The sequence below is a fragment of the Novosphingobium sp. IK01 genome, assembly GCF_033242265.1.
Lineage (GTDB): Bacteria > Pseudomonadota > Alphaproteobacteria > Sphingomonadales > Sphingomonadaceae > Novosphingobium > Novosphingobium pituita.
In genome coordinates, this window is sequence record NZ_BTFW01000001.1 from 2,625,001 (window position 1) to 2,642,110 (window position 17,110).

Consider the following 17,110-nt stretch of genomic DNA (forward strand, 5'->3'; position numbering starts at 1 on the left):
TCGATCACGTCGGGATAGAGCGTGCCCTGCGCGAGGAAGTCGGCGCCGCCGATCTTCTTGGCCTCGGCCTCGAACACGTCGATGAAGGTCTTGCCGATGAACTTGCGCTTGGCTTCGGGATCGGTCGTGCCTTCAAGGCCGCCCAGGAACATCTCGGAGACGTCGGCATGGACGAGCGGGATGTGGTAGTGGTTGCGGAACAGCGAGACGACCTGTTCGGCCTCGCCCAGACGCATCAGGCCATGGTCGACGAAGACACAGGTGAGCTGGTCGCCGATCGCCTCGTGGATCAGCACGGCGGCCACGGCGGAGTCGACGCCACCCGAAAGGCCGCAGATCACGCGCGCGTCGCCCACCTGGGCGCGGATTTCGGCGATCTTGGTCTTGCGGAATTCGGCCATCGTCCAGTCGCCGGTGCAGCCGCAGACGTGACGCACGAAATTGGCGATCAGCTTGCCGCCGTCGGGCGTGTGGACGACTTCGGGATGGAACTGGGTGCCGTAGTACTTCTTTTCGTCATTGGCGATGACGGCGAAGGGGGCGCCGTCGGAGACCGCGACGATGCGGAAACCCGGGGCAAACTGGGTGACCTTGTCACCATGGCTCATCCACACCTGATGGCGTTCGCCCGGTGCCCAGAGGCCGTCGAAGAGCACGCAGGGCTCGGTCACGGTCAGGAAGGCGCGGCCAAATTCGCCCGAATCGCCCGGTTCGACGGTGCCGCCGAGCTGATGGCTCATCACCTGCTGGCCGTAGCAGATGCCCAGGATCGGCAGGCCACTGTCGAACAGCACCTGCGGCGCGCGGGGGCTGCCGTCGGCGGGCACGCTGGCGGGCGAACCCGACAGGATGATGCCCTTGGGCTTCATGCGGTGGAATGCCGCTTCGGCCTGGGTGAAGGGGGCGATTTCGGAATAGACGCCCGCCTCGCGCACGCGGCGCGCGATCAGCTGCGTCACCTGGCTGCCAAAATCGACGATGAGGATCGATTCGGGGGCCGATTCTTGGGGCTGGATGGTCATGGCTGGCCGATAAGGAAGGCTGCCCTGCCTGTCCAGTATTTGCGAGGCCTGGACAATTTTGCTTCAAAATGGTGCAAGATAGTTACGTATGCTAAATTATGCGTGGCAAACATGCCACAGCAAGCGAGTTGAGTGTAATAAATTGCACTTATTGCAAGTGTGTGATGCATGATAGCACTTGTACAAAAACCGGCTGGTCCTATGTGAGCCCCAGTTCGCGGCTCCGTGCTGTTCACCCTGCCGGCGCGACGGACTGGAGAGGGCCTAGAAGGCACTATAAAAAAACTTTATTCGCAGGAAATACAGGAGCAAACCATGCGCAAGTTCGCTACGGTTGTGCTGCCGCTCATCCTTGCTGCTGGTGTCAGCGGCGCGATGTTCACTGCCACGCTCGTCTGAGCGCTGGTGGCAGCACTATGCCATTTCGGGCCGGATCCTCTCAAGCGGCTATGAAATGGTTTTAAATACTTGTTATAAAGCCTTTGTTTGCAATGTCACCGCATCGCGGCGAAGGTCTTGACGTCAAGCGGCCACCCGGCGGGGTGGCCGTTTTGCGTTTTTAGCAATTGTGTCTTTGGGGATACACTTGTTCCCGAGAGGAAACCTTCTACCCATCCGCGCCATGTCAGAACCTCTGCCGTCGACCGCACTGCGGACCGTGACGCGTTTCGCGCCCAGCCCCAACGGCCCCCTTCATCTGGGGCATGCCTGGGCGGCGCTCGTGGCGCAGGGGCGGGCGGCTGTCGATCAGGGCACTTTCCTCGTGCGGATCGAGGACATCGACGGGGCGCGCAATCGCCCTGAACTGGCCGACCAGTTTCGCGCCGATCTGGCCTGGCTGGGGCTGTCGTGGCGCGAGGTTGCGCCCCAGTCGCAGCGCATCGCCAGCTATCTGGCTGCCGCGCAGGTGTTGCACGGGGAGGGGCTGCTCTATCCATGCCGCTGCACGCGCGCGCAAATTGCGGCGGGGGCGCACGGGATGGGGCCTGATGGTCCGGTCTATCCGGGCACCTGCCGTCCATCTTTTCCGTATCGCGGCGCGTTTGCGCCGGCCCCGGACGTGGCCTGGCGGCTTGATATGGCGCGGGCCATGGAATGGGCCACCACCCGGCATGGATCGCTGGCGTGGGAGGATGAACGGCGGGGGCTGCAACAGGCCGATCCGCTGCCGTTCGGGGATGTCGTGCTCTGGCGCAAGGATGCGCCTGCGTCCTATCATCTGGCCGCCACGCTCGACGATGCCGCCGATGGCGTGAGCGTGGTGACGCGCGGGGTGGACCTGTTCCGGGCGAGCCATGTCCATCGCTTGCTTCAGGCCTTGCTGGGCCTGCCGGTGCCGCGCTGGCACCATCATGGCGTGCTGGTGGGACCAGACGGGCGCAAGCTGGCCAAGCGGCGCGGGGCTGCCGGATTGGCCGAACGCAGGCTGGCCGGGGAGGATGGGGCAGCCTTGGCCCGGCGGCTGAAGGATGGACGCTTTGATGCTGGCATTTCACTGGTCGACACCATAGACTTGGCGCCATGAGGCAGGTTCTGGTCCCCTTGCTGATCGTGCTCATGGTGCTGACCGTGTGGTCGCTCGTGCGCGGGATCATGGCGTTCGCACGCACCGTGCGGCGGGATGGATCGGGGGAGGGCGCGGAAGGCCTGCGCGACATGCACTTGTTGCAGAACCGCATGATGATGAACCGCATCAAGTTTCAGGGGTTGGCTATCGCGGTGGTGATCCTATTGCTGATGGTGGCCGGAAAACACTGAACAGGCGAGAATCATGGTAAAATTGAACAAGATCTACACCCGCACGGGGGACGCTGGCACGACCGGGCTGGTCGATGGCTCGCGCCGGGCCAAGCACGATGCGCGCATGGTCGCCATCGGCGAGGTGGACGAGGCCAACAGCGCACTGGGCCTTGCCGTGCTGGCGGTAGCGGCGATTCCGGCGCCTGCCGTTGCCGCCGAACTGGCGCGCATCCAGAACGACCTGTTCGATCTTGGCGCCGATCTGGCCATGCCCGCGAGCGGCCCTGACGACGATTTCGCACCCGGCGCCATGACCTTGCGAATCGTGCCGGGTCAGGTCGACTGGCTCGAACAGGCGATCGACGCGCACAACGCCGATCTTCCCCCGCTCACCAGCTTCATTCTGCCCGGTGGCAGCGAGGCGGCGGCGCGGGTTCATCTGGCGCGTGCCATCGTGCGCCGGGCCGAGCGGGCCGGCGTGGCACTGGCGGCGGCCGAGCCGGTCAATCCGGCGGCGCTGGCCTATCTCAACCGGCTTTCCGATTACTGCTTCGTGCTGGCGCGCGCGCTCAACAAGGGCGCCGATCCGCTCTGGGTTCCGGGCGCCAGCCGCTCTTGATTGGTCGGGCTTGACCAGCCGGGCTTGATTTTCGGTTTGCGGGCCTGCGTGCCCGCGACCGGTTGCAAAGGAAAGGGTGAAGGCATGGAAACTGTTGCCGTTATCGGTGCCGGGCAGATGGGCGCGGGCATTGCGCAAGTCATGGCGCAGGCGGGGCTGGCGGTCCTGCTCGCCGATGTCGATCTGGATGCGGCCACCAAGGGGCGCGAGCGGATCGGCAAGGGGCTGGCGCGTCTTGTCGCCAAGGAAAAGATGACGCAGGACGAGGCCGACGCGGCCCTCGCGAAGATCACCGCGATCGGGGATTATGCGCCGATGGCCGGGGCCGACCTGATCGTCGAGGCGGCGACCGAGCGCGAGGACATCAAGCAGAAGATTTTCGCCGCCGCCGGGGCTGTGCTGGCGCCCCATGCCATTCTGGCGAGCAATACCAGTTCGATCCCGATCACCCGCATGGCCGCGCGCACGGTCGATCCGGCGCGTTTCATCGGGCTGCATTTCTTCAATCCGGTGCCGGTGATGAAGCTGGTCGAGGTCATCCCCGGCCTTGCCACCGCGCCTGCCACGATCGAGGCGATGCACGCGCTGGTCGGGCGGCTCAACAAGGTGATGGTGCTTTCGCAGGACGAGGCCGGGTTCATCGTCAACCGCATCCTCGTGCCGATGCTCAACGAGGCGGTCTTCGTGCTGGGTGGTGGCACGGCCAATGTTGCCGATATCGACGAGGCCTGCCGCCTTGGTCTCAACCATCCGATGGGGCCGCTGCAACTGGCTGATTTCATCGGGCTGGACACCTGCCTGGAAATCATGCGCGTGTTTGCCAGCAGCACGGGCGATGGCAAGTATCGCCCGGCGCCGTTGCTGGCCAAATATGTCGAGGCCGGGTGGCTGGGCCGCAAGACCGGGCGTGGTTTCTATGACTACAGCGGCGAAACGCCCGTTCCGACGCGGTAAGCGCCCATGAACATCAGGCCTTCGCGCGCTTTTTCGGGCGCGCGGGGCCTGATTTCATCACGGTGCGGCGGAACAGGACCGCGCCCGTGCGCACGATCAGGGCCACCCACAGCGCCTGCCAGCCCAGCGCGAGGACATGGGGCCATAGCTCGGTCGAGCGCGCCGCACGCGCCAGCATGGCAAAGGACGAGGAAAGCGGGAAGACGAGGCTGGCGGTCTCGATCATCGTGCCCGGACGGGCCAGCGCATAGCTGGCAAAGAAGAACACCATGAGCTGAAGCATCGTGACCGGCATCGAGAGCGTCTGCACCTCGCGCACCGTGCTGGCCATGCCGCCGATGGCCAGAAACAGCGAGCCGAGCAGCAGGTAGGCCATCGCGAAATAGAGGAACCCCAGCCCCACGAACAGCGGCCAGCCCACCGCAGGCGCGGCCAGCATCGGCAGCGACTTCATCCCCGCCAGTACCAGCCCGCCCCAGACCGTGCCCCAGACGGCAATGCCCACCATGCTCACCCCCAGCATGGCAAACAGCTTGCCCAGGAACAGCGCGTCCATGGGGATCGAGGCGGCGAGGACTTCGATGATCTTGTTGGCCTTTTCCTCGACAAGGTTCGAGAGGACCATGCCCGCCAGCAGCATCGTGAGCAGGAACAGCAGCACTTGCCCGGCCTGTGCGGTCATGACTTGCCCGCTTTTGACCTTGGCCGCGCTGGTGGCCACTTCGTCGAGGGTGACGGGGGGCAGCGGGGCGGGGTGGTCGTCGCGCGCGCGGGCGGCGATCAGGCCCACCATGCCCTGCCACATCTGCGCCCGCTCGGGCGTGGCGGTGAGCACCGGGTGATCGAGCGTGCCCGAGACGACGGCGGACAGCACGCCTTCGTGCCCCGGCAGATGTTTGGCAAGAAGCGCGCGCGGGTTGGTGCCGGGGGCATCGAGGGCGACGAAATCGGGGACATCGCCGGGCAGGGCATCGGCCAGCGCGGCATGGGCGGCCAGCAGGCGCCGGGTCTGTTCGGCGGGCAGGGCAAGGCCGACTTGCGGCTGGTTGAGTTCCTTGTCCACTTGCGCGCCAATGGCCCCGGCCATGCCGCCCACCACCAGCGGAAACAGCGGGCCGAGCAGGAACAGCAGGAAGGTCTTGGAAAAGATCACCGCAACGAAATCGCGGCGGGCGATGACGGCGGCGGCGCGCAGCTTTTCGGGGATCATCGGATGGCCTCTTCAGCTTGCGCGGCATTTTCGGCGAGCGCGCGGGCGGCGGCCTCGCCCGCGATGGCCACGAAGGCATCGTGCAGGCCGGGGCGCTCGATGGAGAGCGAGAGGATGCCCGCTTCCCCCTCGATCAGCGCGCGCAGCAGCGGTTCGACGCCGCTTTCGGGCAGGGTGAAGTGCCAGAAGGCCCCCTCGTGGCGGGCTTCAGGAGGGAGCGCGGCGCGCCATGGGCCATCGGCCGCGCGGGTTTCGAGGCGGACTTGCGGGCGCAGCCGGTCGCGCGCTTCGTCGACAAGGCCCGCAAACGGCACTTTGCCGCCTGCGATGATCGCCACCCGGTCGCACAGGCGCTCGGCATGGGCGATGACATGGGTGGAGAAAATGACCGTCGTGCCCCGTGCGGCCAGCGCGCGGATCATCGTTTCGAGCTTGCCCTGGTTGAGCGCGTCCAGCCCCGAGAACGGCTCGTCGAAAACCACCAGGTCGGGTTCGTGGACGAGGGTGCCCAGCAACTGGACCTGCTGGGCCATGCCTTTCGAGAGTTGGCGGATTTGCCGATCAGCGGCATAGGCGAGGCCATGCTCTTCCAGCAAAGCCCGCGCCCTCGCGCGTCCCACCTTGAGCGGCACCCCGCGCAGCGCGGCCAGAAAGGCGATGGCCTCGGTCGCCTTCATCGCCGGGTAAAGCCCGCGTTCCTCGGGCAGGTAGCCGATGCGCCGGGCGATATCGGTGGGGCGCTCGTGCCCCAGCACCACGCGGCGCCCCTCGTCCGGGTCGATGATGCCCAGCAACATGCGCAGCGTCGTCGTCTTGCCCGCGCCATTGGGGCCAAGGATGCCATAGATCGCGCCCCTGGGCACGCGGATGTCCACGCCATCGACGGCGGTAAACCCGTCGAACCGCTTGACGAGGCCCTGTGCCTCGATGGCCCATTCGCCGTCCTGCCCGAAATCTGCCATTACCCCCGCCGATCCTGTATTGGCCACTTGAGCATGCCTATGGCCGGAAGGGAAAGAAGGTTTGGTTAAGATCGTCTCTCCCGCCCTTCCACCACTGGAGCAGCGTCTGCGAGAGGAAGCCGCGCGGATCGGCTTTGCTGCCTGCGGGATCACCACCGCGCAGGACGACCCGGCCCGCGCCGCCCGCCTCCACGCCTGGCTGGGCGAGGGGCGCCACGGCTCGATGGACTGGATGGAAACCCGCGCCGAGCAGCGCCAAGGCCCGCAATCGCTCTGGCCCGAGGCGCGCAGCGTGATCGCGCTGGGGATGAGCTATGCCCCCGCGCACGACCCGCTGGCGCTGGCCGATGTGGCCGACCGCGCGCGGATTTCGGTCTATGCGCAAGGGGTCGATTATCACGACCTCGTCAAGCGCGCGCTCAAGGCGCTGGCCCGCTGGATCGTGGCGCAGGAACCGCAGGCGCAAGTCAAAGTCTTCGTCGATACCGCCCCGGTCATGGAAAAACCGCTGGGCGAGGCCGCCGGGCTGGGCTGGCAGGGCAAGCACACCAACATGGTCAGCCGCCGCCACGGCTCGTGGCTGTTCCTCGGCGCCATCTATACCACGCTCGACCTTGCCCCCGATGCCCCCCACGCCAACCGCTGCGGCTCGTGCACGGCCTGCCAGGATGCCTGCCCGACGGGAGCCTTCCCCGCGCCCTACCAGCTCGACGCGCGGGCCTGCATTTCCTACCTCACCATCGAGCACAAGGGACCGATCCCCGAACGCTATCGCGCGGCGCTGGGCAACCGGATCTATGGCTGCGACGATTGCCTCGCGGTCTGCCCATGGAACTCGTTCGCCCGCGCGGCCCACGACAACCATGCCTTCCTGCCCCGCGCCGAACTCGTCGCGCCGCGCCTCGCCGAACTGCTCGCGCTTGACGACGCGACCTTCCGCACGGTCTTCGCAGGCTCCCCCATCAAGCGGATCGGCCGCAACCGCTTCGTGCGCAACTGCCTCTACGCGGCGGGAAACAGCGGCGATCAACGGCTGGTGCCAACCGTCGAGGGGCTTCGCGCCGATCCCGACCCGGTCGTGGCGGAAGCGGCGGTCTGGGCCTTGGGGGCTTTGAAGCCATAATCGCTGCGCGACGCTGTTTTCAGGAAGGTAGTGAAGAAAAGAGATATCGAAGGGGGCAAGGCCCCCTTCACCCCATTAACTTTGGCGGGGTGGGCGTTTTCGAATGGCCGTTTGCGACCAACTCACGCCATCCGGTTGAAGTCGCTAGAATGTCCGATGCCGCTGCAACCGGTCCTTTGTAAACCAGACGGCCTGCCGGTCGGCTACGCGTAGAAAGCGAACATTGCCCACGCTGCAATTCACTACGCGACCATATGCGAGTTCTGGCAAATCCTGCATCACGCGGACATTTCGACTTTAGCTTCTTCTTGTATTATTTTTACAAAGTCGATTGGATCGTTGAAATAGTTTCTATATGCCGACCTCAGCTGCTTTGGGTTGCTTGCTCGAACATAAACAGCATTTAGGCTCGAACCCGAAGTTTCTAACTCAGTGGCTTTAGCAATAGCGTCGCTCGAATTTCTAAACGGAATCACTTCCAGACCGGCACTTCCGTCCGCGTTTTTGAAAACATTTAGAACGGTATGCTCTTGCAGTTTCTCCTCGTCTTCAAACTGCTTGAGAGCAGACAGCCGCTGGAGAATCCCGAGCTCATCTTCAAGGGTCTGAAGCTGATCTTGTAGATCAGAGGTACTTACGTTCGAGAAGGCTCTCTCCAGATGTTCGTGTTTTCGAGCGATGATCTCGCTGGCAATTGCAAAAAATTTACCTCGTTTCGACTGGTCCATTTCGAACTTTGTCCGCTCCCCGTCGATTAACAGGCTGCGGAAAAAGGCCCTTGCGCGCAGGCACTATTGCTGATTCCAGGATCGCGTAGCGTGATGTTGAAGGGACGGTGATGCGGGGCGGGGACGAACGGAGCGAGGGGCTGTTTTCTTACGTGAGTTGCGAAGCCCGGGTACCGCCCAATCATCCGCTGCGCGCGATCCGGGCCATTGTCGATGAGGCGCTGGATGTGCTGTCGGCAGATTTCGACGGCCTGTATTCCCGCATCGGCAGGCCCTCGATCCCGCCTGAGAAGCTCCTGCGCGCCTTGCTTTTGCAAGCCTTTTATTCGGTCCGCTCGGAGCGCCAGTTGATGGAGCAGATGGATTACAACCTGCTGTTCCGCTGGTTCGTCGGCCTGGCGATGGATGCGCCGATCTGGGATGTCACGGTCTTCACCAAGAACCGCGAGAGGCTGCTGGCCGGCGACATTGCGGCCAGATTTCTGTCAGCGATCATTCGGCATCCGCGCGTGCAGGCGCTTATTTCTGATGATCATTTCTCCGTGGACGGCACGTTGATCGAGGCCTGGGCCAGCGTGAAAAGCTTCCGCCCCAAAGAGGAAGGCGGCCCCGGGAATGACGGTGGCGATGGGCCGAGCGGCCGCAATGCCGAACGCGATTTTCGCGGCGAGAAGCGCAGCAATGCCACCCATGCCTCGACGACCGATCCCGATGCCCGGCTGTTCAAGAAGGCGCGCGGCCAAGCGGCCAAGCTGTGCCACATGGCCCACGTCCTCATGGAAAACCGCAATGGCCTGGTGGTCGATACAGAACTCACCCATGCCACCGGCACCGCAGAGCGCGAGGCCGCGTTGACCATGCTCGAGCGCATGGAGGGGCGCCACCGGATCACGCTGGGGGCGGACAAGAACTATGACACGGCCGCCTTCGTCGCGGCCTTGCGCGAAATGGATGTCACCCCGCATGTCGCGCAGAACAACACCAACCGGCGCTCGGCTATCGATCGGCGCACGACGCGCCATCCCGGCTACGGCCTCTCGCAGAAAATCCGCAAGCGGATCGAGGAGGTGTTCGGATGGGCAAAGACCTGCGGCACCATGCGCAAGACACGCCATCGCGGACGGCAACGCGTCGGGTGGTCCTTCACGCTGACCGCCGCCGCCTACAACCTCGTCAGACTGCCAAAGCTGCTGGCAGCGGCCTAGCCCTGCGCCTCACAGCGCCCAGAACGGCCAAACGCGGCCCGCCTTGGGAAGGGTGCCTGCCAGAATGACTGTCGGCATGGTCTGGAAGCGGTGAAAACGGGACCAATGGCGAGCTTTGACATGCCTTTTTCCGCAGCCTGTTAAGTCCGAGATTTCAACTGCTGTGGCCCAAGCGTGCTGGGCGCGTGTGCGGTATTGAATCTCTACCATCAGCCCATCCCAGGGCTTCCTGGTTTCAGCTCGATCGCTCCCACGCGGCAGGTGCCGATATACATCATGGATTCCGCGGTATCCGGTGAACTTGGGCGTTTCAATATAGTCATATTTTTCGCGCGGGTATCGGAGCGCATGATTGACGTTTTTCATGACAGCTGCCGAATTAAGATACTCCCGGAAGTCATAAAGATCTTTAAGATCTTCAAAAATCATCCTGCAGCCAGCAAAGTCGTGCATAGCAGAAACGTCTGCAATAAGAGGGTCGCCCGCAGCATTTTTTCGTTTCAGCTTATCAATTACAGTATTTCGGCGCTTCAGGCGCTGCGCGAATTCAACGTTGTAAGGCTTGATCGCGATTTTCCGCTTTAGCCAGATCTGAAAAGTGTTGATGACATAGCCGTGGGATGAGCGCCATTGATCTACCAGATAAAAATCCTCATCTGTCCCATTCCCATCCGCGATACGCTTTCCTGCTTGCCTGACTCGCGCCTTGCTTTCGGGTGGTGGGGACCAAATCGACATCTTTATTCCAAAATTTGTTCTTGCTGCTGCAAACCTACTTGCGAAGCGCCTGCAAGTCATCGGAAATTTTGTGGACGCCGTCTTGGGCGCGGCGCAGGCCTGTTTGAGCGGTGATTATGGGAGTTGCGTTGAACTTTTGAACGCATTCTACAGAAGCCAATTTAATGGGCATAGTTATCCGCTGGGCTTAGCGCGATGTCTGCTTCAGGTGGGTGCTGCCGTTCGGCGCATGCTTGCTGAATGCCCGTTAAGTCCCAACCTCAGCCGTTCCCTTAACCGCAGATTTGTCCATGCGCGGCGATGGTGTGCTTGCCAGCAAACGCCCGGATGGAGGCGGAGCATCGGCGTCCATGCGCTCGATCCGCAGGAGTTCCGGGGTCGAAGGGGCGATGGCCCCTTCATTTTCCCCTTGTTCTTAATCCTTCTTCAAAGCGGGGTGAAATCGAGGCCGATATCCGCTGCCGGGGCGCTTTGGGTCAGGCGGCCGACCGAGACGTAATCCACGCCGGTGGCGGCGATGGCGGCGATGGTCTGGAGGTTGACGCCGCCCGAGGCTTCGCAGGGGACGCGGCCTGCGACCAGGGCGATGGCTTCGCGCAGGGTGTCGGGGCCCATGTTGTCGAGCAGGAGGCGGGTGGCGCCTGCTTGCAGGGCGGGTTCGATCTGGTCGAGGGTGTCGACTTCGCAGATCACGTCGCGCACGCCAGCGGCCAGTGCGCGGGCGACGGCGGGGCCGACGCCGCCGGCGACGAGGACGTGGTTGTCCTTGATCATCGCTGCGTCCCACAGGCCCATGCGGTGGTTGTGGCCGCCGCCCATGCGCACGGCGTATTTTTCGAGGTGGCGGAAGCCGGGGATGGTCTTGCGGGTATCGAGCAGGCGGGCCTTCGTCTGGCCCATGGCATCGACATAGGTGCGGGTGAGGGTGGCCACGCCCGAGAGGTGCTGCACGGTGTTGAGCGCGGCGCGTTCGGCGGTGAGCATGGCGCGGGCATTGCCGGTCAGGCGCATGAGCGCGGTGCCCGGTTCGACGCGGGCGCCTTCGGGCACGAGGATCTCGATCTCCATCGCCGGGTCGAGCGCGCGGAAGAAGGCGGCGGCGATGGGAAGTCCGCAGACGCTGATGGGGTCGCGGCTGTCCATCACCCCGGCAAAGCGGGCCTGCGCAGGGATCACGCTTTCGCTGGTGACATCGTGGCCGCCGCCCGGAAAGCCCAGCCCGAGGTCTTCCTCGAGCGTGGCTTTCACGAAGGCAGCAAGGTCAAAACCCGGAATGCTCAAATCGGTCATGCCGGGACGTTTACGCAGGCAGGCGCGCGAAGGAAAGCCGGTTTCAGTGAACGAAGCGCGCCACCACGTCGCGATAGGAGCGGCTGACCTTCACTTCGGCGCCCGATTCAAGGACGAGGAAGCATTCGCCATTGGTGTGCGGGCGGACCTGCCGGACCTGATCGAGGTTGACGATCTTGGAGCGGTGGACGCGCTGGAACACGCGCGGGTCGAGCCGGCGTTCGAGATCCTTCATCGTTTCGCGCAGGATGAGCGAATTGTCGCCGGTATAGATGCACATGTAGTCGCCCGCCGCCTCGATCCGTTCGATGGTGTCGACATCGACGCGGAAGATCTGGCCGCGGTCCTTGATGTTGATGAGCTTTTCAAAGCGGCCTGCGGCCACTTCGCCATCGTCTTCCATCTCGGGCATGGCGTCGGGCGCCACTTCGGCCAGCACGGTCTTGAGCTTTTCGACTTCCTCCAGCCCGCGCTTTTCCGCGAGGCGCGTGCGCGCGCGGTCGAGGGCATCGGCCAGGCGGTCTTCCTCGACCGGCTTGAGCAGGTAGTCGACGGCGTTGGCCTCGAACGCCTTCAAGGCATGTTCGGAATAGGCGGTTACGAAGACGAACAGCGGGGGGTCGATTTCCATCACCCCCTTGACCACGCTGAACCCGTCGAAACCGGGCATCTGGATGTCGAGAAAGACCAGGTCGGGCTTTTCGGTCTTGATCTTGCGGATCGCTTCACGCCCGTTGGAGCAGGTGTCGATCACCTCGACATCGGGGAAGGCCTGAAGACGAAGCTGGAGGCCCTGGATGGCGAGTTTCTCGTCGTCGACGAGGATCGTGCGGATGGTCATTTGCTACCTTTGCCTGGAGCGTCTGCCCTGTTGCGGTTATTTTTGCCCCCGCGTGTCAATTACGGCAAGCCCAAGAAGTTCCCGGACTGGCCCGAATCCTTTTTTCAGGCCCGTTCGAGGCGCCGCGACGAGGGAGACGCCGGGGTTTCCTCACGGGGTTCGTAAGGAAGTTCGATGGTGACGGCAAAGCCGCCTTCGGGCCGGTTGCCCGCCTCGAAACGCTGGTTGCTGCCATAGGCCTGGGCCAGCCGGTCGCGGATATTGGGAAGGCCTACCCCGGTAGAAACCGGAGCCCCCGGAAGGGGGGGATGGGATCGGGCGGAATCGGTGGAATCAGGGTTCACGCCGAACAGCGTCGAGGGATCGGTGCCCGCTGGCAAGCCCGGTCCGCTGTCCGAAACGGTGACCCGCAGCATGGAGCCGACGACTTGCGCGCCGATGGTGATCTGGGCGCCGTCTTCGAGCGGGCTGACGGCATACTTGATCGCGTTCTCGACCAGCGGCTGGAGCAGCAGCGAGGGCATCAGCGCATTGCGCGCGTCCTCGTCGATGCGGAATTCGGTGCGCAGGCGCTCCTCGAAGCGCATCAGTTCGATGTCGAGGTAGAGCTTGAGCGTCTCGACTTCCTGCGCGACGGTCACCCGCCCGGTCGGCTCGTTGATCAGCGTGTAGCGCAGGAACGAGGACAGGCGGCTGAGCATGGCATTGGCCGGTTCGGTCTGCTTGAGCAGGACCAGCGTGGAGATCGAATTGAGCGTGTTGAACAGGAAGTGCGGGTTGAGCTGGTAGCGCAGCATGGCCAGCTGGGCCGAAGTCGCCTGCGCCTCCAGATAGAGCAGGTGGTCGTTCTGCTCTTCCACCTGAATGTAGAAATTGATCGCGTAATAGAGCGCCGACCAAGCCCCCAGCAGGGTCAGGTCGATATAGAACACCCCGACGAACAGCTGGGCAAAGCCCGCGTCGCTGCCGGGGCGGTAGAGGCTGATCACCCAGGCGTCGATGAACGCATAGAGGCACACCGCGATGGCCAGAACCACCGCCGTGGCGCCCCAGGTGATGATCGGGCGGCGGTTGATCAGCGCGCGATAGATCACCGAGAGGATCGACGAGATCGAGAACCCGGTGATCGACGCGATCAGCACGATCAGCAGGAACGACCAGGGCTGGGCATTGGCGATGGTCGACATCGCGCGCAGCACCATGGCGCCACCCCAGCCGGCAAACTGGAGCCGCCAGAACGCGCGGTTCTTGTTGCCGAAGAACGGCGTGGGGCGAAGGGGCAGCATAGCCATGGGAAGACGGTTCTAGAGCATCGCGTGAAAAAGTGGGAACCGGTTTTTCGCATCAGGCGATGCGACCGCCAAGGCCCTAGCGGGTTGCGGGTGTTTGCGCCATCGCTTCGTCGTGCGAAACGGTGGGCATCGCGGGGGCGCCTTCCTCGCGGCGGAACAGGCGGGGCCAGTCGGCCTCCTGTGATCCGGCCTCCTGTGATCCGGCTTCTGGCGATCCGGCGCGCGCGGCCTGCATCGTGGCGATTTCGGCGGTCATGTCGCGGGCGCGGGTGCGCCAGCCGCCGTGGCTGGGCGAGACGAGGAAGCCGATCTGGTAGCGCGGGCCGATTTTCGCGATCCAGCGCGGGGCGGCTTGCGGATCGTAGCCTGCATTGGCCAGCAGCCAGACCGAGAGGCGGTCGGCCTCGCGTTCTGCCTTGCGGGTGCTGCCGCCGTGGGCGAGCCAGGTCTGGTGGTCGAGCACCGCGTGGGCCATTTCATGGGCCATGAGGGCGGCCACTTCGGCCTCGTCCCAGCCGAGCGCTTCGGCCATCGGGCGCCCGATCCGCACGATGTCGCGGTTGGCGCCCGCATTGCCGGTGCTGTCGTCCATCAGGAAGCGGACCGTGCACACGGTCTGGCCGGAGATGGTGAGGCTTTGCCCACCTGCCAGAGGGCCTGCCAGCGTCAGCGTGACGGCGCCCTTGCGGCGCACGGCCTGTTCGAGGCGATCCTGCAAGGCCATCTGGCGGTCCCAGTGGCCGGGGCGAGGTTCGGGCAGGGACGTGATCGCCAGCCCGTCGACTGCCAGAACCGTGGCGTTCAGGGGCAGGCCGGTGGCGGCAGCGGGGCCATCAGCGGCGATGGCGGCGATGCCGATGTCGCCGCTCAGCCCATAGACCGCGCGGGCAAGGGCCGGATCGTCGAACGTGCGCGCATCCTGAAGCATGATGCCCACGCCCGGCCCCGCGCGGGCGCAGAAGCGGGCATTGGCGCGGGCCAGCTTCCAGCCGATCGACTGGACGAGCTGATCGTCCTTCTGGATCTCGTCAGCTGGCTGGAGGGGGGCTGGCTGGAGGGGAACAGGCGGCAGGGGCGCTGTCCGGGCAGAGGCAATCGGAGAGGCCAGCACCAGCAGGGCTGGCGCGGCGGCGCGAATCACGCGCCCTTGGCCTTTCCGGCGGTGAGTGCTTCCTGAAGCCGGTCTCGGCCCACGGCGCCGCTCAGAAACTGGTCGCCGACCACCCAGGCCGGGGTGCCGCTGATGCCCAGCTGGCGGGCGAGGGCGAGGTTGCGCTGAAGCTCGGTCGTGGTGTCGGGCCGGGCGGCAAAAGCCCGCGCGGCGGGCATGTCGAGCCCGGCCTTGGCGGCGGCGGCGGCGATGCTGGCGGGGCTGGGGGATTCGCCGCTGAACATGGCCTTGTGGAAGGCCGCATACTTGCCCTGCGCGGCGGCTGCCAGCCCCATGCGTGCGGCGGGCAGGCTCTGTTCCGAGATGATCGGCAATTCGCGCACGACCACGCGCAAGTCGGGGTTGGCGGCGATCAGCGCCTCGACTTCGGCGACACTGGCGCGGCAGAACGTGCAGGCAAAGTCGGTGAACTCGACGAGGGTCTGCTTGCCCTGCGGATTGCCCAGCACCGCGCCGGGGAAGGGCGTTTCGAGCGCGCCGCGCAAGGGCGCGAGGCGGCTGGCGCTTTCGCGCGCTTCGAGGGCCTGTGCGGCTTCGCTGAGGATTTCGGGATGGTCGATCAGGGTCTGGCGCACGAGGCCCTCGATCGCGACGCGCTGGGCCGGGTCGATCCCGGCGTCGGACAGGGCCTTGGTCAACTGGGCCTGCGTCATCTCGCCGGGCGCGGAACTGGCGATTTCCTGCGTGGCGCGGCGGCTGGCCACGACCCACCAGGCCAGGGCGGCGGCCACGGCGGCCACCAGCCCCAGCAGGATCAGGAACGAACGGCGTTCGGGAACGGCTGTCATCGTGTCTATTTCTTCTTCCTTTGCCGCTCCATCTGGGACTGGGCCGACATGGCGATGTCCTGCGCGCGCAGCCAGTCGGCCGAGCCCTTGGGGAGCGTGTCCTCGGCGGCCTGCGCGTTGCGGGCTGCCTCGGGCAATTGCATCTGCATCAGTTGCTGTTCGGCGCTGGCCAGACGGGCGCGGGGGGTATCCCCTTCGGCTTCGTAGACCATGCCCAGCTGATACCAGGCGAACGGGTTTTCGCGGTCCCTGGCGACCGAGGTCTTGAGGACGCGCTCGGCCTCGGCGAAATTGGCGGGGTCTTCGGTGGCCAGCAGGGCATGGCTGAACGTGGTGGCGATCAGCGGGTTGTTGCCGGTCAGGTTGGTCGCGCGGCGCAAGGGGGCGATGGCGGCTTGCGGCTGGCCGGATTCGAGCAGCACCTGTCCCTTGAGTTCGAGCGCGTAAGGGTCGTCGGGCAACTGTTTGAGCATGGCGTCCACTTCGGCCAGCGCTTTGTCCATCAGCGCTTCCTTGTGGTAGGCATAGGCCCGCGCATAATGCGCAGGGGGATCGTTGAGATAGTCGGGATAGGCCGCCAGCGTGGCCTGGGGATCGGCCAGATAGCCATAGAGCTTGGCCTTCACGCGCAGGAAGCGGGCCTGGAGATCGGGATCGATCGGGGTGTTCCAGGCCGGGTCCTTTTCATAGGTGTCCTGCAAGGTGGCCAGACGGTCGGCGGTCATCGGGTGGGTCGAATAGAACTCGCTGTCGGCATTGCGGGTGAAGCCATAGCGGAACTCCATGTTCTGGAGCTTCTTGAAGAAATCGAGCGAGCCCCGGCCCGAGATGCCCGCCTTCGACAGGTATTGCGCGCCCGCTGCGTCGGCGGTGCTTTCCTGCGCGCGGCTGAAGGCCAGATAGCTGCCCATCGCGGCCTGCTGCCCGGCCATGAACACGCCCATGCCTGCCTCGGGCGATCCGGCGGCGGCGGCCAGCCCGCCCAGCAGCAGGCTGAGCAGGGTGATCCCCGTGGCGGGGCGCGATCCGGCGGTGCTGATCACATGGCCGCCGGTGATGTGGCCCAGTTCGTGGGCGACGACGCCCTGAACCTCGTTGATATTGTCGGCCGCGCCGATCAGGCCCGACTGGACATAGACCGCCTGTCCGCCCGCCACGAAGGCGTTGATGTCGCCGTCGTTGAGCAGGATGATGTCGACATTGTGCGGATCGAGCCCGGCGGCCTTGATGATCGGGGCCGACATGTCGCGGAAGAGGGCCTCGGTCTCGGCATCGCGCAGGACTTCCTGCGCGCAGGCCGGCTGGGCGCTCATCCCCGTGATCGCCAGTGCGCCAGCCATGGCGACAAGGGCCGGGCGCAGGCGCCCCGACGGGAAGGCCCGGCGACCGGCAGACCGGCGCATGGAACGCAGGCTCAAGGAACCCAG

General features: G+C 64.8%; 18 protein-coding genes (1 of these 18 cut by a window edge). 7 read left to right on the plus strand and 11 right to left on the minus strand.

The features are described 5' to 3' along the window. Positions 1–1,022, minus strand: partial view of a glutamine-hydrolyzing GMP synthase gene (guaA, locus tag SBI20_RS12060; RefSeq protein WP_317975253.1) — the 5' portion only. The gene continues 550 nt to the left of window position 1, outside the view; only the first 1,022 of its 1,572 coding nucleotides appear in the window; it begins with the start codon at positions 1,020–1,022; the stop codon falls past the left edge of the window. A gap of 225 nt (positions 1,023–1,247) precedes the next feature. Between guaA and SBI20_RS12065 the strand changes: the two genes are divergently transcribed. The 5 genes from SBI20_RS12065 (at position 1,248) to SBI20_RS12085 (ending at position 4,335) form a co-directional block, all read left to right on the plus strand. Continuing rightward, the gene (locus SBI20_RS12065; RefSeq protein WP_317975254.1) at positions 1,248–1,421 is read left to right on the plus strand and encodes a hypothetical protein; all 174 of its coding nucleotides are present in this window, start codon (positions 1,248–1,250) and stop codon (positions 1,419–1,421) included. 223 nt (positions 1,422–1,644) lie between these two features. Then, positions 1,645–2,547 (plus strand): tRNA glutamyl-Q(34) synthetase GluQRS, encoded by a 903-nt coding sequence (gene gluQRS, locus SBI20_RS12070; RefSeq protein WP_317975255.1) that lies wholly within the window; start codon positions 1,645–1,647, stop codon positions 2,545–2,547. Further along, positions 2,544–2,780, plus strand: coding sequence for an HIG1 domain-containing protein (locus SBI20_RS12075; RefSeq protein ID WP_317975256.1), 237 nt, complete (start codon positions 2,544–2,546; stop codon positions 2,778–2,780). Before gluQRS ends, SBI20_RS12075 begins: the two co-directional genes overlap by 4 nt. Positions 2,781–2,793: 13 nt before the next feature. Then, the gene (locus tag SBI20_RS12080; protein WP_317975257.1) at positions 2,794–3,381 is read left to right on the plus strand and encodes a cob(I)yrinic acid a,c-diamide adenosyltransferase; all 588 of its coding nucleotides are present in this window, start codon (positions 2,794–2,796) and stop codon (positions 3,379–3,381) included. A gap of 84 nt (positions 3,382–3,465) precedes the next feature. Next, on the plus strand, positions 3,466–4,335 hold the full coding sequence (locus SBI20_RS12085) for a 3-hydroxyacyl-CoA dehydrogenase NAD-binding domain-containing protein (protein WP_317975258.1): 870 nt from the start codon (positions 3,466–3,468) through the stop codon (positions 4,333–4,335). Between the two features lie 13 nt (positions 4,336–4,348). Here the strand turns inward: SBI20_RS12085 and SBI20_RS12090 are convergent, their stop codons facing one another. Both SBI20_RS12090 and SBI20_RS12095 read right to left on the minus strand, forming a co-directional pair. Next, positions 4,349–5,545 carry an ABC transporter permease gene (locus SBI20_RS12090; RefSeq protein WP_317975259.1) on the minus strand — a complete coding sequence of 399 codons (1,197 nt, stop codon included), beginning with the start codon at positions 5,543–5,545 and terminating at the stop codon, positions 4,349–4,351. Continuing rightward, complete coding sequence (locus SBI20_RS12095; RefSeq protein WP_317975260.1) at positions 5,542–6,507, minus strand: ABC transporter ATP-binding protein; 966 nt, start codon at positions 6,505–6,507, stop codon at positions 5,542–5,544. Before SBI20_RS12095 ends, SBI20_RS12090 begins: the two co-directional genes overlap by 4 nt. A 70-nt stretch (positions 6,508–6,577) precedes the next feature. Here SBI20_RS12095 and queG point away from each other — a divergent pair, with 70 nt between their 5' ends. Next, on the plus strand, positions 6,578–7,630 hold the full coding sequence (queG, locus tag SBI20_RS12100; protein WP_317976125.1) for a tRNA epoxyqueuosine(34) reductase QueG: 1,053 nt from the start codon (positions 6,578–6,580) through the stop codon (positions 7,628–7,630). Positions 7,631–7,908: 278 nt separating this feature from the next. On the opposite strand, the gene SBI20_RS12105 is transcribed toward queG, so the two are convergent. Further along, entirely contained in the window at positions 7,909–8,358 is a 450-nt protein-coding gene (locus tag SBI20_RS12105; protein ID WP_317975261.1) for a hypothetical protein, read from the minus strand. Positions 8,359–8,468: 110 nt separating this feature from the next. On the opposite strand from SBI20_RS12105, the gene SBI20_RS12110 reads away from it, so the two are divergent. Further along, on the plus strand, positions 8,469–9,563 hold the full coding sequence (locus SBI20_RS12110) for an IS5 family transposase (protein ID WP_317973627.1): 1,095 nt from the start codon (positions 8,469–8,471) through the stop codon (positions 9,561–9,563). A gap of 9 nt (positions 9,564–9,572) precedes the next feature. Here SBI20_RS12110 and SBI20_RS12115 read toward each other — a convergent pair whose 3' ends face one another. The 7 genes from SBI20_RS12115 to SBI20_RS12145 all read right to left on the minus strand — a co-directional run bounded on the left by SBI20_RS12115 (position 9,573) and on the right by SBI20_RS12145 (position 17,086). Then, the gene (locus tag SBI20_RS12115; RefSeq protein WP_317975262.1) at positions 9,573–10,301 is read right to left on the minus strand and encodes a RelA/SpoT domain-containing protein; all 729 of its coding nucleotides are present in this window, start codon (positions 10,299–10,301) and stop codon (positions 9,573–9,575) included. 426 nt (positions 10,302–10,727) lie between these two features. After that, positions 10,728–11,591 (minus strand): carboxylating nicotinate-nucleotide diphosphorylase, encoded by an 864-nt coding sequence (gene nadC / locus SBI20_RS12120; protein ID WP_317975263.1) that lies wholly within the window; start codon positions 11,589–11,591, stop codon positions 10,728–10,730. Between the two features lie 43 nt (positions 11,592–11,634). Further along, complete coding sequence (locus SBI20_RS12125; RefSeq protein WP_317975264.1) at positions 11,635–12,432, minus strand: LytR/AlgR family response regulator transcription factor; 798 nt, start codon at positions 12,430–12,432, stop codon at positions 11,635–11,637. 104 nt (positions 12,433–12,536) lie between these two features. Then, positions 12,537–13,724 (minus strand): sensor histidine kinase, encoded by a 1,188-nt coding sequence (locus SBI20_RS12130; RefSeq protein WP_317975265.1) that lies wholly within the window; start codon positions 13,722–13,724, stop codon positions 12,537–12,539. A 76-nt stretch (positions 13,725–13,800) separates the two neighbouring features. Further along, the gene (locus tag SBI20_RS12135; RefSeq protein WP_317975266.1) at positions 13,801–14,865 is read right to left on the minus strand and encodes a M48 family metalloprotease; all 1,065 of its coding nucleotides are present in this window, start codon (positions 14,863–14,865) and stop codon (positions 13,801–13,803) included. After that, entirely contained in the window at positions 14,862–15,683 is an 822-nt protein-coding gene (locus tag SBI20_RS12140) for a DsbA family protein (protein ID WP_317975267.1), read from the minus strand. Before SBI20_RS12140 ends, SBI20_RS12135 begins: the two co-directional genes overlap by 4 nt. A 5-nt stretch (positions 15,684–15,688) precedes the next feature. Continuing rightward, positions 15,689–17,086, minus strand: coding sequence for a M48 family metalloprotease (locus tag SBI20_RS12145; RefSeq protein WP_411911522.1), 1,398 nt, complete (start codon positions 17,084–17,086; stop codon positions 15,689–15,691). Positions 17,087–17,110 lie beyond the last annotated feature (24 nt).